Here is a 13,572-nt window from a genome sequence, read left to right on the forward strand (position 1 = left end):
ACGTCCGGAACCGACGCGGCCATTCCGTCGGACGTTCCGCCATGGTCACTGAAAACAGGGGCTAGTGCGGCGACCGCAGCCGGTAGAAATAGCTGTCGCGCGAGGTATCGCCGTCGCGGACCCGGTCGGGGTGCAGGGCCACCCGTTCAAATCCAAACGATTCGAAAAAGCGGATGGCGCGCGTATTGTTCGTATCGACGAACAGCTCCAGTTGCGCGACGCCGTTGTCCCGCGCTGCGCGGATCACATGGTCCAACAGAAGGGCGGCGGCGCCGCCGCCCTGACGGTCGCGCGTCACGAAGACCGGGCCGATCGTCGCCCTGTGGCGGGTCAGCTTCCATCGCTTGCGGCTGAGACCGCAGAATCCGATCAGATCCTCGCCATCGAAGACGCCGTGCATGGAGCCCTTTTCCAGAATGCGCCGCGCCTGCTTTTCGCTGGTGGCCCGCGCGCGCGCCTCGCTGAACAGAAACGCCAGGGGGAAGTCGCGTGCGCCCTCCTCGCGCAGGGTCAGCCAGGGCGCTGCGTGGTCCGGCCGCAGGATGTCGCAGACAAGCGTCATGTCACCGGGGTCCCTCCCGCGAAAAGTTCTAGCACGGTGCCGGGCCGGTGCGCCAACACGGCCCGTTCAGATGCGCGGAAACTGGAGCATCTGGCGGGTCCGGAATGGTGTGTGTCGCCGCCCGGACGCGCACCTGTCAGGCCGTGGCGTGGAACGGTTTGCCAAGGCTCGCCGGGGCCGCGGTGGCGCGCGAGCGACGGGCGGACATGATGACCAGCACCAGGATGGTGATGACGTAGGGCGACATCGACAGGTACTCTACCGGCAGCGCCGACCCCGCCGCCTGCAGGTTCAGCTGCAGCACCGTGACGCCGCCGAAGAGATAGGCACCCAGCAGCACCCGGTCCGCCCGCCAGGACGCGAACACCACGATGGCCAGGGCGATCCATCCCGCGCCTGCGGTCATCCCCTCGGTCCATTGCGGAACGCGCACCAGGCTGAGGTACGCGCCGCCCAGCCCCGCCATGGCGCCGCCGAATCCGATGGCGGCGAAGCGGATCGCCACGACCTTCAGCCCCAGCGCATGGGCGGCATCGTGGTTCTCGCCCACGGCGCGGAGTGTCAGCCCGGCGCGGGTGCGCGTCAGGACATACCAGATGGCGACGGTGAGCCCCAGGCTGACATAGACCATCCAGTCGTGGCTGAAGACAGCGCGCCCCAGGAACGGCAGGTCCGACAGCGGTCCGAGGTCGAGCCGGGCGGTCGCCGGCGGCTTGATCCCGACGTAGCCCTGTCCCAGCATCGACGACAGGCCCAGCCCGAAGAGCGTAAGCGCCAGTCCGGTGGCCACCTGGTTGGCCAGAAGCACCAGGGTCAGCACGGCGAACACCATGCTGAGGGCCGCGCCGCCGGCCATGGCGGCAAGGAAGCCCAGCGGGGGAGAGCCGGTCTCGACGGCGATGGCGAAGCCGCAGATCGCGCCGGTGATCATCATCCCTTCGACACCCAGGTTCAGCACGCCGGCCTTTTCCACCACGAGTTCCCCGAGGGCTGCCAGCAGCAGCGGGGTCGAGGCGACCATCAGCGACGCGACGACGAGGGCGGGTGAGATCGAGGAAAGGTCCATGTCAGCTCCTATATCTGCCGACGGAAGAGAGACTGACCAGGCGTGGTGCGGGTCCGCCCGGCGCCGCGGCGGAGGTCTTGGCGGCGGGCCGGGGGCCTGCCGGGTCCCGGGGCGGGATCGTCGCCGCTGGCGTGGCAAGGGTCCGCAGGACGGCAAGCCGCGTGAGCGGGCGGGTCATGCCGCCGCCCGGACGCATCGTCCGCGGCATGGCGGGATCCATGACTGCGTCCATCGGGATCTGCAAGGTCACGCGCTGGCCCCTTTCCAGGTGCGGATACGGTAGTTGGTCAGCACGTCGACGGCCAGCAGGAAGAACAGCAGCATCCCCTGGAAGGCCTGGATCGCGGCCGCGGGAATGCCCAGCGTGAACGACGCAAGCTCCCCGCCGATATAGGTCAGCGCCATCAGCAGGCCCGCCAGCACGATGCCGACAGGATGGAGCCGCCCGAGGAACGCGACGATGATGGCCGTGAACCCGTAGCCCACGTTGAAGTTGATGGTGATCTGTCCCGCCGGGCCGGTCGCCTCGAAGATGCCGGCAAGCCCGGCCAGCGCCCCCGACAGCCCCAGGCAGAACACGATCAGCCGCGACGGGTTGACGCCGGCGAACCGTGCCGCGCGCGGGGCCTGCCCGGCCAGGCGGATATGGTGGCCCATGAGGTGCCGCTGCAGCAGCACATAGGCCAGGATCACCGCGATCATCGCGGCCACCACGCCCCAGTGCAGCCCGGTGTCGGGGATCAGCTCGACGTTCCGGGAGGAGCCCCACTGCGAGAGATTGCGCGACCCGGGAAAGCCCCCGCCGTCGGGGTTTCTGAGCGCGCCCACGGCCATGGAGGCGAGCAGGTTCTCGGCCACGTAGACCAGCAGGAGAGAGGTCAGGATCTCGTTCGTGTTGAATCGCGTCCGGAGGATCGCCGGAATCATCGCCCAGGCCCATCCTCCTGCCGCGCCCGCGACCACCATGAGCGGAAAGATCAGCCGCAAATCGAGCGGGTAGAGCGCCAGCCCCGCGCCCGCGCCGCAGAGCGCGCCGATGATGTATTGCCCCTCAGCGCCGATGTTCCAGATGCCGGCGCGGAAGCCCAGCGCCAGACCGGTGGCGATCAGGATCAGCGGCGCCGCCTTGACCAGAAGCTGCGGGCGGGAGTAGCCGGCGAACAGGGGGTTGAAGAGCGGGTCGTAGAAGATCGTGCGGATCGCCGCGATCGGATCCGTTCCGAGGGCGGCGAACATCAGCCCGCCCGCCACCAGGGTCAGGGCCACGGCCAGAAGGGGCGTCGCCCAGGCCCAGGCACGCGACGGCTGCGGGCGTTTTTCCAGCAGGGTCAAGCGGTTGCGCCTTTCTTTCGGGACGGGAGGCCGGGATCTGCGGGCGCCATGTCATGGGCGCCGCCCAGCATCAGGCCGATCTCTTCCACGCTGAGGTCCGAGGTTGAGCGGAAGGACGACAGCCTGCCGTTGGTCAGCCCGGCGAACCGGTCGGAGACCTCCATCAGCTCGTCTAGGTCCTGACTGATGACGATGACGCCGGCGCCCTGCGCGGCCAGGTCCAGCAGCGCCTGCCGGATCACCGCCGCCGCCGCCGCGTCCACGCCCCAGGTCGGCTGATTGACGACCAGCACCATGGGGTTCTGCACGATCTCCCGTCCCATCACATATTTCTGAAGGTTGCCGCCCGACAGCGCCCGCGCCGCGGTGTCCGGGCCCGGCGTGCGCACGTCGAAGCGCGCGATCACGCTTTCGGCGAAGGCCCTGGTGGCCGACCAGTCGATCAGACCGCGCTTCACCATAGCCGGATCGTAGGAGACCGACAAAAGCGCGTTCTCCGTCAGGCTCATGTCGGGGGCGGCGGCATGACCCAGCCGTTCCTCCGGGCCGGTGAGCACGCCGGCGCGCCGGCGCGCGTCCGGACCCAGACGCGATATGTCGCGCCCGCCCAGGAACAGGGTTGCCTCTGGCGCCAGGATTTCGCCCGACAGCGCGGCCAACAGTTCGTCCTGGCCGTTTCCCGCCACGCCGCCAATGCCCAGCACCTCGCCCTCGTGCAGCCGGAGCGAGACGTTCGTCAGCGGCGTGCCGAAGGCGTGGGCAGGGGGCAGGGACAGGTCCCTGACCATAAGCGCCAGACTGTCGAGCGCGCGACCCGCCCGCGCCGGGGCGTCGAGCTTGCGGCCCACCATCAGCTCGGCCAGCCGCCCCGCGGTCTCTTGCGACGGTCTGCAGGTGGCGACCACCTCACCGTCGCGCAGGATGGTGGCGCGGTCGCAGAGCGCGCGGATCTCCTCCAGCTTGTGCGAGATGTACAGGATCGCCACGCCTTCGGAGCGTAGCTGCCGCAGGGTCCCGAACAGCAGCTCGACCTCCTGGGGGGTCAGCACGCTGGTCGGTTCGTCCATGATCAGCAGGCGCGGCTTGCCCAGAAGGGCGCGCACGATCTCGACCCGCTGGCGCTCTCCGGCGGACAGGTCCCCGACGGTGCGGTTCGGCTCCAGCGGCAGACCGTAGGCGCGGCTGACCTCTGCGATCCGGGGGGCGAGCGTGGCGCGGGGCGGCGGGTCGGACATGCCCAGCGACACGTTCTCTGCGACGTCGAGCGCATCGAAGAGCGAGAAATGCTGGAATACCATGCCCACGCCCGCCGCCCGCGCGGCCTCGGGCGAGTTCGGAGCATGGGGCTTGCCCGACAGCGTCATGCGCCCCTTGTCCGGGGTGACCAGGCCGAAGATCATCTTGACCAGGGTAGACTTGCCCGCGCCGTTCTCGCCCAGCAGGGCGTGGACCTCCCCCGGCGCGATGCCGAAGGACACGTCGCGGTTCGCCACCACGCCGGGGTAGGCCTTGGTCAGGCCATCGAGCGTGAGCAGGTCGTCCGTCATCCGGCGATCCTTCTGGCATGCGCTGCGTCCTGCCGGGAGATGAGCGCGGCCGCGACGCCGATGGCGATGGCCTGCGGGTGCTTGCCCAGGGCCGGATCGCCGATCGGGCAGCGGATACGGGCGATGGCGTCGGATGCGTGACCCAGCGCGGCCAGTCTGCTGCGGAAACGCGCCCATTTCGTGGCCGATCCGATCAGCCCGACAGAGGCGACACCCGCCGTCAGCAATGCATGGCAGAGCGCAAGGTCGATGTCATGGGAATGTGTCAGGATCACGTGGTGGCTTTCGGGACCGGCGCGCCGGGCGATAATCTCTGGCCGGGCGGCGTCCAGACGCGTGACCCCTGCCGGTATGTGATCTGGGAACTTGCCGGGCAGATCGACCCACAGGATCGCGACGTCCGGCATCGGGGCCAGCACCGCGACGAGCGCACGGCCCACATGCCCCGCCCCCCAGACGGTGATCGGCAGTGCCGGGTCCGCGGTGGATTCCAGAACGAAGCCGTCGATGACCCGCGGAAGCGGCCCGGTCGGGTCGCAAAGCGCGGCGCGGACGGCGTCGGTCGGCGCGCCGGGGCCGTGCGCGCAGACCCCGGTGCCGGTATGAAGTGGGGTGTCCTCGGTCCAGCGCGACAGGTGCAGCGTCACCGACCCGCCGCAGCATTGCCCCAGCGATGGGCCCAGCGCGACCGTGCGCAGCCCGGTCCTGTCGTCCCGTGCCGCCGCGGATGCCTCCCACTCCAGCCGGCCGCCTCCGATCGTCCCGTCCTGCCCGTCGCCCCAGACGAACATCGCCGTGCCGGCCTGGCGCGGCACGGATCCACGGGTATCCAGGATTAGCACCCGCCAGACCACCGGGTGATCCCGCAACAGCGACCGCAGCCGGGAGGCATCGAAGCTCATCCCGCGGCCCTCCGGCAGGCGGCCAGGACCCTTTCGGGCGTCGCCGGCGCGTCGAGCGCCGGATAGACCGGCCCGCAGGCGGCGCATGCGTCCGACAGCGCCATCAGCACCGAGATCCCCAGCATCAGCGGCGGCTCGCCCACGGCCTTCGAGCGGTAGATCGTGTCGGCCTGGTTCTCGGCGTCCCAGATGGCGACGTTGAAGACCGGCGGGCGGTCGGAGCAGGCCGGGATCTTGTAGGTCGAGGGTGCGTGTGTCGAGAGCCGCCCGGCCGCGTCCCAGACCAGTTCCTCGGTGGTCAGCCAGCCGGCGCCCTGGACGTACCCGCCCTCGATCTGGCCCATGTCGATGGCCGGGTTCAGCGACCGGCCGCAGTCGTGCAGGATGTCGGTGCGCAGGATGCGGTTCTCGCCGGTGCGTGTGTCCGCCGCCACTTCGGTCACGGCCGCGCCATGGGCGAAATAGAAGAACGGCGTGCCGCGGCCTCGGATCCGGTCCCATTCGATGCCGGGCGTGGCGTAGAAGCCGGTGGCCGACAGGCTGACCCGGCCCTGATAGGCCAGTTCCACCGCGCGCGCGAAGGGCATCGCTTCGGTGCCGACACGGACCTTGCCGTCCTCGAACACCACGCCGGCAGGGTCGGCCTGGTGCAACTCTGCCAGGAACGCACCGATCCGGTCACGGATCGTGTCGCAGGCGATGCGCACGGCCATGCCGTTCAGATCCGCGCCGGACGACGCCGCCGTGGCGCTGGTGTTGGGAACCTTGCCGGTGTCGGTCGCGGTGATGCGGACGCGGCCGGTGTCGATGCCGAAACGGTCGGCCGCGACCTGTGCCACCTTGCGATGCAGCCCCTGGCCCATCTCGGTCCCGCCGTGGTTCAGTTGCACGGACCCGTCCTGATAGACATGCACCAGCGCGCCGGCCTGATTCAGATGGGTCAGCGTGAAGGAAATCCCGAACTTCACGGGCGTCAGGGCGATGCCGCGCTTTATTCCGGAATGCGTCGCGTTCCAGGCCGCGATCGCCGTCCGGCGTGCCATGTAGTCCGATGTCTCTGCCAGCCGGTCGACCATTCCGCCCAGGATGAAATCGGTCACCGGCATGTGATAGGGTGTCGTCTGCACGCCCGACGGGACAGCGGCCACCGGGCCGTCCGGCTCGGCCATCTCGTGCAGCGCGCCGCGGCTGGCGATGTCGCCCTCCCCCTCTACCGCCGTCTCGGCACCCACGTGCCCTTTCATCTTTCCCGAAATATCCTCGGGGGGGCGGGCTTGCCCGCGGGGGGCGGACAGCCCCCTTCTGGCCTCCGTTCCCGGCGCAGCGTCGGCATAGAAGTTCGTCCGCCGCACCGCCAGCGGATCGAGATCCAGCCGATGCGCGATTTCGTCCATGACCCGCTCGATCCCCACCATCCCCTGCGGCCCGCCGAAGCCGCGGAAGGCGGTGGCGGACTGCGTGTTCGTCCTGAGACGGTGCGACACGATGCGCGCGTGGGTCAGGTGGTAGGCGTTGTCGGCATGGAGCATCGCGCGGTCGGCCACGGGCAGGGACAGGTCCTGGCTCCAGCCGCACCGGCAGAACTGTTCGAACGCAATGGCCTCGATCCTGCCGCGGCGGTCGAAGCCCACGTCGTAGGCGATGCGGAAATCGTGGCGCTTGCCGGTGATGGTCATGTCGTCGTCGCGGTCATAGCGCATCTTGGCGGGTCGGCCCGTGGCGGCCGCGACCATCGCGCAGGCCACTGCCAGCGCGTTGCCCTGGCTTTCCTTGCCGCCGAACCCGCCGCCCATGCGGCGCATTTCGACCCGGACCATGTGCATGGGCACGCCCAGCGCCTCGGCCACCTTGTGCTGGATCTCGGTCGGGTGCTGGGACGAACTCATCACCACCATCTCGCCGCCCTCTCCGGGCAGCGCCAGCGCCGCCTGCCCTTCGAGGTAGAAATGCTCCTGCCCGCCGATCTCCACCCGGCCGGACAAGCGGTGCGGCGCTTGCGCCAGAGCGCCGTCGGGGTCGCCCTTCTGGTAGGTGCGGGGGCCGTCCTCGAAGATCCAGCCCGCCGACAGCGCGTCGTCGATCGACAGGACCGGAGGCTCTTCGGCGATCTCCGGGCCGACAAGCCGCGCGGCCCGGCGGGCCGCCAGATGGCTGGTGGCCGCGATCAGGGCGAGGGGCTGGCCCATGTAGTGGACCGCGCCATCGGCGAGCAGCGGCTCGTCATGGGCCGATGGCGACACGTCCGCCGGGCGCGGCAGGTCGCTCCAGCCCCAGGCCAGCGCCACGCCGGGCGCGGCACGGGCGGGCCCCAGATCGGGCGGGGTCAGGGTTCCGCGCGCCTTGGGCGAGAGGGCGAAGGCCAGGTGCAGCGTGCCCGGCGGCACGGCAATGTCGTCCACGTAGCGCGCCTGCCCGGTGACATGGAGCGCGGCACTGTCATGGGGGAGGGGGGTGGCAACGCTCATGCGCGCACCTCCAGGATGGCCGGACCGCGGTCTGCCAGCCGGGCCACCATGCCGCGCGCGGCAGCCAGCCGGTAGTCGGCCGATGCACGCATGTCCGACAGGGGCGCGAAATCGCGCTCCAGCGCCGCCTGCGCGGCGGCGACGCCCTCCGCGGTCAGCGGCTGGCCGATCAGCGCGGCTTCGGTCTTTGTCGCGCGTTTCGGCGTGCCGGCCATTCCCCCGAAGGCGATCCGTGCGTCGGTCACGGTGCCGTCGGCGGCGGCGACGTTGAAGCAGCCGCAGACGGCCGAGATGTCCTGGTCGAAGCGTTTCGACAGTTTCTGGCAGGTCAGCCGGTCGGGCTGGCGGGGAAGGGTGACACGCTCGACGAATTCGCCGGGCCTGCGGTCCTGCTTGCCGTATTCCAGAAAGAAGTGTTCGAGCGGCAAACGGCGCCGGTCCGGGCCCCGTCGCAGGTGCAGGGTGGCGCCGAGCGCGATCAGGGCGGGCGGGGTGTCGCCGATGGGCGATCCGTTGGCGATATTGCCGCCGACGGTGGCGGCATTGCGCACCTGGGTCGATCCGTAGCGGCGGATCAGCTCGGCGAACGACGGATGATGCGGGGCGATGGCGGCGCGCAGATCGCTGAGGGTGGCGCAGGCGCCGATGCGGATCTCCCTGTCGGTGACGGTGATCGTCCGCAGATCTGCGATGCCGCCCAGAAAACAGACCGGCCCGAGATCGCGCAACCCCTTTGTCACCCAAAGGCCCACATCGGTGGCGCCGGCGATGAGGGTCGCGTCGGGGTTCTCCGTGTACCAATCGGCCAGATCGTCGGCGGAGGAGGGGCGGAACGCGTCCTGCGGCGCACCGGTGTCGCCGTCGGTGTCGGCCCCCGTCGCGGAAACCGGATCGCGGCCGCCCCATCCTGCGGCGGGGGCGTCGGATGGGCGCGGGGGGCGCTGCCCCCCGTCCGGCGCTGCCGGACTCCCCCCGGGATATTTGGAGAAAGATGAAGTCAGCGGGGTATCATGCATCCAGGCGGGAACGGGCAGCGCTTCGGCGGCCCGGGCGGCGCGGACGATGGGAGCGTAGCCGGTGCAGCGGCAGAGGTTGCCGGCGAGCTGGTCGTCGTGATCGGTGGCACCGTTCAGGTGCGCGGTGGCCATGGCGACGACGAACCCCGGCGTGCAGAAGCCGCACTGGCTGCCGTGATGGTCGATCATGGCCGATTGCACGGGGTGAAGAGCGCCGTCCGGACCGCCGATCCCTTCGACCGTGCGGATCGCCTGGCCGTCGAGCTGGCCCATGAACAGGATGCAGGCGTTGAGCGCGCGAGCGCCGGCGGCGTCGGTGAGCATGACCGAGCAGGCGCCGCAATCGCCTTCGTTGCAGCCCTCCTTGGTGCCGGTAAGTCCGCGCATCTCGCGCAGCCAGTCGAGCAAGGTCGTCGTGGGGGCGATCTCTGTCGTGACGGCTGCGCCGTTCAGTTTGAATCTGACCTTCATGAGTCGTCGTCCGCCGCGTTACCTGTGGTCCCCGGGGCGCCGCGACCGATGCGGCGTAGAGCGCGGCGCCCGGGGGCGAGTGAACCCGTGCGGATCGCCTTTGGCAACCCTCTGGCGTGTGGCGCGCTGGTGCCGATGCAGAAGGGCAGCGTGGCGGTCTTCACAACATCGGGGGTTTCTCCGCGGGTCGGCCCGACATATCGTGCCGACCATGGGCAATCCGCGATTCATCCACCTCCGATTGCATACGGAATATTCACTGCTGGAGGGCGCCATGCGCCTGAAGGCGCTGCCTGGACTTGTGGCCGGCATGGGTATGCCGGCCGTCGCGGTCACCGATACCGACAACATGTTCTGCGCGCTGGAGTTCTCCGTGGGGGCAGAGGCCGCCGGGGTGCAGCCGATCGTGGGCTGTCAGCTATCGGTCGGCGGCTTCGGGGCCGAGGGCCAGCGCGGACAGGCTTCGGCCCCGGCGCCGGTGGTGCTGCTGGCCCAGTCGGAGACCGGATACGAGAACCTGATGCGGCTCAACTCTCGCCTCTACCTGGAGGGTGACAGGTCCATGCCGCAGGTGTCGCTGGACGATCTGGCCGCCCATGGCGAGGGGCTCATCTGTCTCACCGGCGGTCCGGATGGGCCCGTGGGGCGCCTGCTCCGGGCCGGGCACCGGGGCCGGGCCGAGGCGTTGATGGCGCGGCTGGCGGCGATCTATCCCCGGCGGCTCTATCTTGAGCTGCAGCGCCATCCCGGCGAGGGCGGCGCGTTGCCAGAGGCCGAGCGGCTGACCGAGCGCGGCCTTGTAGAGATGGCCTATGCCATGGAATTGCCGTTGGTCGCCACCAACGACGTCTATTTCCCCAAGCCGGACATGCATGCGGCCCATGACGCGCTGATCTGCATCGCGGACGGGGCTTATGTGGACCAGAACGAGCCGCGGCGTCGGCTGACGGAACAGCATTTTCTGAAGTCGCCGGCGGAGATGTGCGCGCTTTTCGCCGATCTGCCCGAGGCCACGGCGAACACGGTGGAGATTGCGCGGCGGTGCGCGTTTTCCGTCGCGCGCCGCGATCCGATCCTGCCGCGCTTTGCCGAGGACGAAATCGACGAGCTGCGGCGTCAGGCGAAAGCCGGGCTGGAGGCGCGACTGGCGGTGATCCCGCATGCCGGCCCGGTCGAGGCGTACGAGAAGCGACTGGAGTTCGAGCTGGGGATCATCGAGGGGATGGGCTTTCCGGGCTATTTCCTCATCGTGGCCGATTTCATCAAATGGGCCAAGGAGCACGACATTCCGGTGGGCCCGGGACGCGGGTCCGGCGCGGGGTCGCTGGTGGCTTATGCGCTGACGATCACCGACCTGGATCCGCTGCGCTATTCGCTGCTGTTCGAGCGGTTCCTGAACCCCGAGCGGGTGTCGATGCCGGACTTCGACATCGACTTCTGCATGGACCGGCGCGAGGAGGTCATCCGCTACGTGCAGCAGAAATACGGCCGCGACCGGGTGGGGCAGATCATCACCTTCGGCGCGCTGCTGTCCAAGGCCGCGGTGCGCGACATCGGCCGGGTGCTGCAGATGCCCTACGGGCAGGTGGACCGGCTGTCGAAGATGATCCCGGTGGAGGGGGTCAAGCCGGTCTCCATCGCCCAGGCGCTCCGCGACGAGCCGCGCCTGCGCGAGGAGGCCCGCAGCGAGGAGGTCGTGGAGCGGCTTTTGACCTATGGCCAGCAGGTGGAGGGGCTGCTCCGGAACGCCTCGACCCATGCCGCGGGGGTGGTGATCGCGGACCGGCCGCTCGACGCGCTGGTGCCGCTCTACCGCGATCCGAAGTCCGACATGCCCGCGACGCAGTTCAACATGAAATGGGTCGAGCAGGCGGGGCTGGTAAAGTTCGACTTCCTGGGCCTCAAGACCCTGACGGTGATCCAGAACGCGGTGGACCTGATCAACCGCACGCGGCCCATCCATGTCGGCCCCGACGGTGCCGAGCTCTATGCCCCGGCGGAGGGGGCCGAGAACCAGATCAACCTGATCCCGCTGGACGACGCGAAAAGCTACGATCTCTACGCGCGGGCGCGCACGGTGGCGGTGTTCCAGGTGGAATCCACTGGCATGATGGACGCGCTCAGGCGCATGAGGCCGACCTGCATCGAGGACATCGTGGCGCTCGTGGCGCTCTACCGGCCCGGTCCGATGGAGAATATCCCGACCTATTGCGAGGTCAAGAACGGGCAGCGCAAGATCGCCTCGATCCACCCGCTGATCGACCATATCCTGGAGGAGACGCAAGGCATCATCGTCTATCAGGAGCAGGTGATGCAGATCGCACAGGTCATGGCGGGCTATTCGCTGGGCGGTGCGGATCTGCTGCGCCGGGCCATGGGCAAGAAGATCAAGGAGGCGATGGACGCCGAGCGGCCGAAGTTCACCAAGGGCGCGATGGAGAACGGCGTGTCCGAGGACAAGGCGCGCGAGGTCTTCGACCTGCTGGAGAAATTCGCCAACTACGGCTTCAACAAGTCCCACGCCGCCGCCTATGCCGTGGTCAGCTACCAGACGGCATGGCTGAAGGCGAACCATCCTGTCGAATTCATGGCGGGCGTGATGAACTGCGATATTCACCTGACCGACAAACTCTCGGTCTATATCGAGGAGGCGCGCCGGGGGCTGAAGATCGACATCGTGCCGCCCTGCGTGAACCGCTCGGCAGAGACGTTCAGCGTGGACGGGAGCCGGATCCTCTATGCGCTCGGAGCGCTGAAGAACGTTGGGCTCGAGGCGATGCGGCTGATCGTCGAAGGCCGGGGCGGGCGCGCGTTCTCGACCCTTTTCGACCTGGCGCGGCGGGTCGATCTCAAGCGGATCGGCAAGCGGCCGATGGAGATGCTGGCGCGCGCGGGTGCGTTCGACGAGCTCGATGCGAACCGGCGGCGGGTGTTCGACAGTCTGGACCAGCTCGTTGCCTATTCGGCCGCGATCCATGAGCAGAAGGCCAGCAACCAGGTGTCGCTTTTCGGTGAGTCCGGCGACGATCTGCCCGAACCGCGGCTGAGCCCGGTCGCCGACTGGCTGCCCACCGAACGCCTGGCCGAAGAACACACCGCGATCGGCTTCTATCTGTCGGGCCATCCGCTGGACGACTACATGGTTCCGCTCAAGCGCAAGGGCGTGATGACCCTGGAGGAGGTTGCCGTGCGCGCCGAGCGGGGACCCTTCGTGGCGCGGATGGCCGGCGTCGTGGCAAGCCGGCAGGAGCGCAAATCGGCGCGCGGCAATCGGTTCGCCTTTGTCGGGCTGTCCGATCCCACGGGTCTCTATGAGGTGACGATCTTCTCCGACACGCTGGAGGCCGCGCGGGAGCATCTGGAGCAGGGCACCAACATCGTCGTGCAGGTCGAGGCGACGATGGAGGCCGAACAGCTGAAGCTGCTGGGCCGGTCCATCGCTCTGGTGGACACCGCCGTGACCGATGCCGGCGGCGCGGGGCTGCGCATCTACGTGGAGGCGGCGGGCGCGGTGGGGCTGGTCGCGTCGGTCCTGGAGCGGGCGCGAGAGGATGCCAAGATCCGGATGCGCGGACCGGTGAGCCTGTGCCTGATGGACCGCAGCCTGCCCGGAGAGGTCGAGGTCACATTGGGCGATTTCCCGGTGACGCCGCAGATCAAGGGCGCGCTGAAATCCCTGGGCGGGGTCATGACGGTGGAGGACCTGTGACCCGGCCCTGCAACAGGCGCCGGCAGGGCGTTGCGCTGCTGTTGGCGGCCGCTCTGGGGATTGCCTGGGGCGGCGCGGACAGGGGCGCTGCCATGGAGCGCCGGGCAACTACGGCCGCAACGTGCCGTGGTGCGACCCCCGACATCGCCGTACCGCCAGATCTCTGCGCCGCGTTCCGCCAGCGCATCGCCGCCGCGTCGGACGTTCCGGATGCGGCGACCCTGGTGGTGGAGAGCCTCTCCGACAGCCGGATCGTGGCACGCGTCGACATCGCAGGCGTGCCGGGTGAGAGCCTGGGCGCCGCATTGCGCGATGCACCGCTGGACGGCCGCACAATCGCCGGATTCCTCGATCGCCTGGTCGGATCGGCCGCAAATTAACGATTTGTTAGGTTAATCCCGCATTTAGGCTGGCGTTTTCCGAAACGCCTTGATTCGGACATGCTCCGTTAGACGCCCAGTGATCCCGACCTGCCAGATTGCTTCCTGCTTGGGGAAGCAAT

9 protein-coding genes are annotated in these 13,572 nt (G+C 69.1%); 2 read left to right on the forward strand and 7 right to left on the reverse strand.

Translation table 11 applies throughout. The features are described from left to right. Positions 1–61 precede the first annotated feature (61 nt). The 7 genes from KW83_RS19345 to xdhA form a co-directional block, all read right to left on the reverse strand. A complete protein-coding gene (locus KW83_RS19345; protein ID WP_051928581.1) occupies positions 62–562 on the reverse strand; it encodes a GNAT family N-acetyltransferase in 501 nt (166 codons plus the stop codon). Between the two features lie 136 nt (positions 563–698). Beyond that, positions 699–1,628, reverse strand: coding sequence for an ABC transporter permease (locus KW83_RS16070; RefSeq protein WP_036180999.1), 930 nt, complete (start codon positions 1,626–1,628; stop codon positions 699–701). Positions 1,629–1,874: 246 nt separating this feature from the next. Further along, positions 1,875–2,960: an ABC transporter permease gene (locus tag KW83_RS16080; protein ID WP_036181002.1), complete on the reverse strand. Its 1,086-nt coding sequence runs from the start codon at positions 2,958–2,960 to the stop codon at positions 1,875–1,877. Then, the gene (locus KW83_RS16085) at positions 2,957–4,507 is read right to left on the reverse strand and encodes an ABC transporter ATP-binding protein (protein WP_051928582.1); all 1,551 of its coding nucleotides are present in this window, start codon (positions 4,505–4,507) and stop codon (positions 2,957–2,959) included. The genes KW83_RS16080 and KW83_RS16085 overlap by 4 nt, the downstream gene beginning before the upstream one ends. Further along, positions 4,504–5,409, reverse strand: coding sequence for a xanthine dehydrogenase accessory protein XdhC (xdhC, locus tag KW83_RS16090; RefSeq protein WP_036181003.1), 906 nt, complete (start codon positions 5,407–5,409; stop codon positions 4,504–4,506). The genes KW83_RS16085 and xdhC overlap by 4 nt, the downstream gene beginning before the upstream one ends. Then, positions 5,406–7,874 carry a xanthine dehydrogenase molybdopterin binding subunit gene (locus tag KW83_RS16095; protein WP_036181005.1) on the reverse strand — a complete coding sequence of 823 codons (2,469 nt, stop codon included), beginning with the start codon at positions 7,872–7,874 and terminating at the stop codon, positions 5,406–5,408. The genes xdhC and KW83_RS16095 overlap by 4 nt, the downstream gene beginning before the upstream one ends. After that, a complete protein-coding gene (gene xdhA, locus KW83_RS16100; protein WP_036181006.1) occupies positions 7,871–9,361 on the reverse strand; it encodes a xanthine dehydrogenase small subunit in 1,491 nt (496 codons plus the stop codon). The genes KW83_RS16095 and xdhA overlap by 4 nt, the downstream gene beginning before the upstream one ends. A gap of 211 nt (positions 9,362–9,572) precedes the next feature. On the opposite strand from xdhA, the gene dnaE reads away from it, so the two are divergent. Both dnaE and KW83_RS16110 read left to right on the forward strand, forming a co-directional pair. Further along, positions 9,573–13,070, forward strand: a complete 3,498-nt coding sequence (gene dnaE / locus KW83_RS16105) for a DNA polymerase III subunit alpha (protein WP_036181014.1) — start codon at positions 9,573–9,575, stop codon at positions 13,068–13,070. A 92-nt stretch (positions 13,071–13,162) separates the two neighbouring features. Further along, positions 13,163–13,450 carry a hypothetical protein gene (locus KW83_RS16110; protein WP_152563622.1) on the forward strand — a complete coding sequence of 96 codons (288 nt, stop codon included), beginning with the start codon at positions 13,163–13,165 and terminating at the stop codon, positions 13,448–13,450. The last annotated feature ends 122 nt before the right edge of the window (positions 13,451–13,572 follow it).

Origin of the sequence: Palleronia rufa, assembly GCF_000743715.1 — a bacterium.
GTDB classification, from domain to species: domain Bacteria; phylum Pseudomonadota; class Alphaproteobacteria; order Rhodobacterales; family Rhodobacteraceae; genus Palleronia; species Palleronia rufa.

Bases quoted from the DNA above. Each gene is read 5' to 3' on its own strand.
- xdhC (WP_036181003.1), bottom strand. From the start codon at position 5,409: ATGAGCTTCGATGCCTCCCGGCTGCGGTCGCTGTTGCGGGATCACCCG.
- dnaE (WP_036181014.1), top strand. From the start codon at position 9,573: ATGGGCAATCCGCGATTCATCCACCTCCGATTGCATACGGAATATTCA.
- KW83_RS16095 (WP_036181005.1), bottom strand. From the start codon at position 7,874: ATGAGCGTTGCCACCCCCCTCCCCCATGACAGTGCCGCGCTCCATGTC.
- xdhA (WP_036181006.1), bottom strand. From the start codon at position 9,361: ATGAAGGTCAGATTCAAACTGAACGGCGCAGCCGTCACGACAGAGATC.
- KW83_RS16110 (WP_152563622.1), top strand. From the start codon at position 13,163: ATGGAGCGCCGGGCAACTACGGCCGCAACGTGCCGTGGTGCGACCCCC.
- KW83_RS16070 (WP_036180999.1), bottom strand. From the start codon at position 1,628: ATGGACCTTTCCTCGATCTCACCCGCCCTCGTCGTCGCGTCGCTGATG.
- KW83_RS19345 (WP_051928581.1), bottom strand. From the start codon at position 562: ATGACGCTTGTCTGCGACATCCTGCGGCCGGACCACGCAGCGCCCTGG.
- KW83_RS16085 (WP_051928582.1), bottom strand. From the start codon at position 4,507: ATGACGGACGACCTGCTCACGCTCGATGGCCTGACCAAGGCCTACCCC.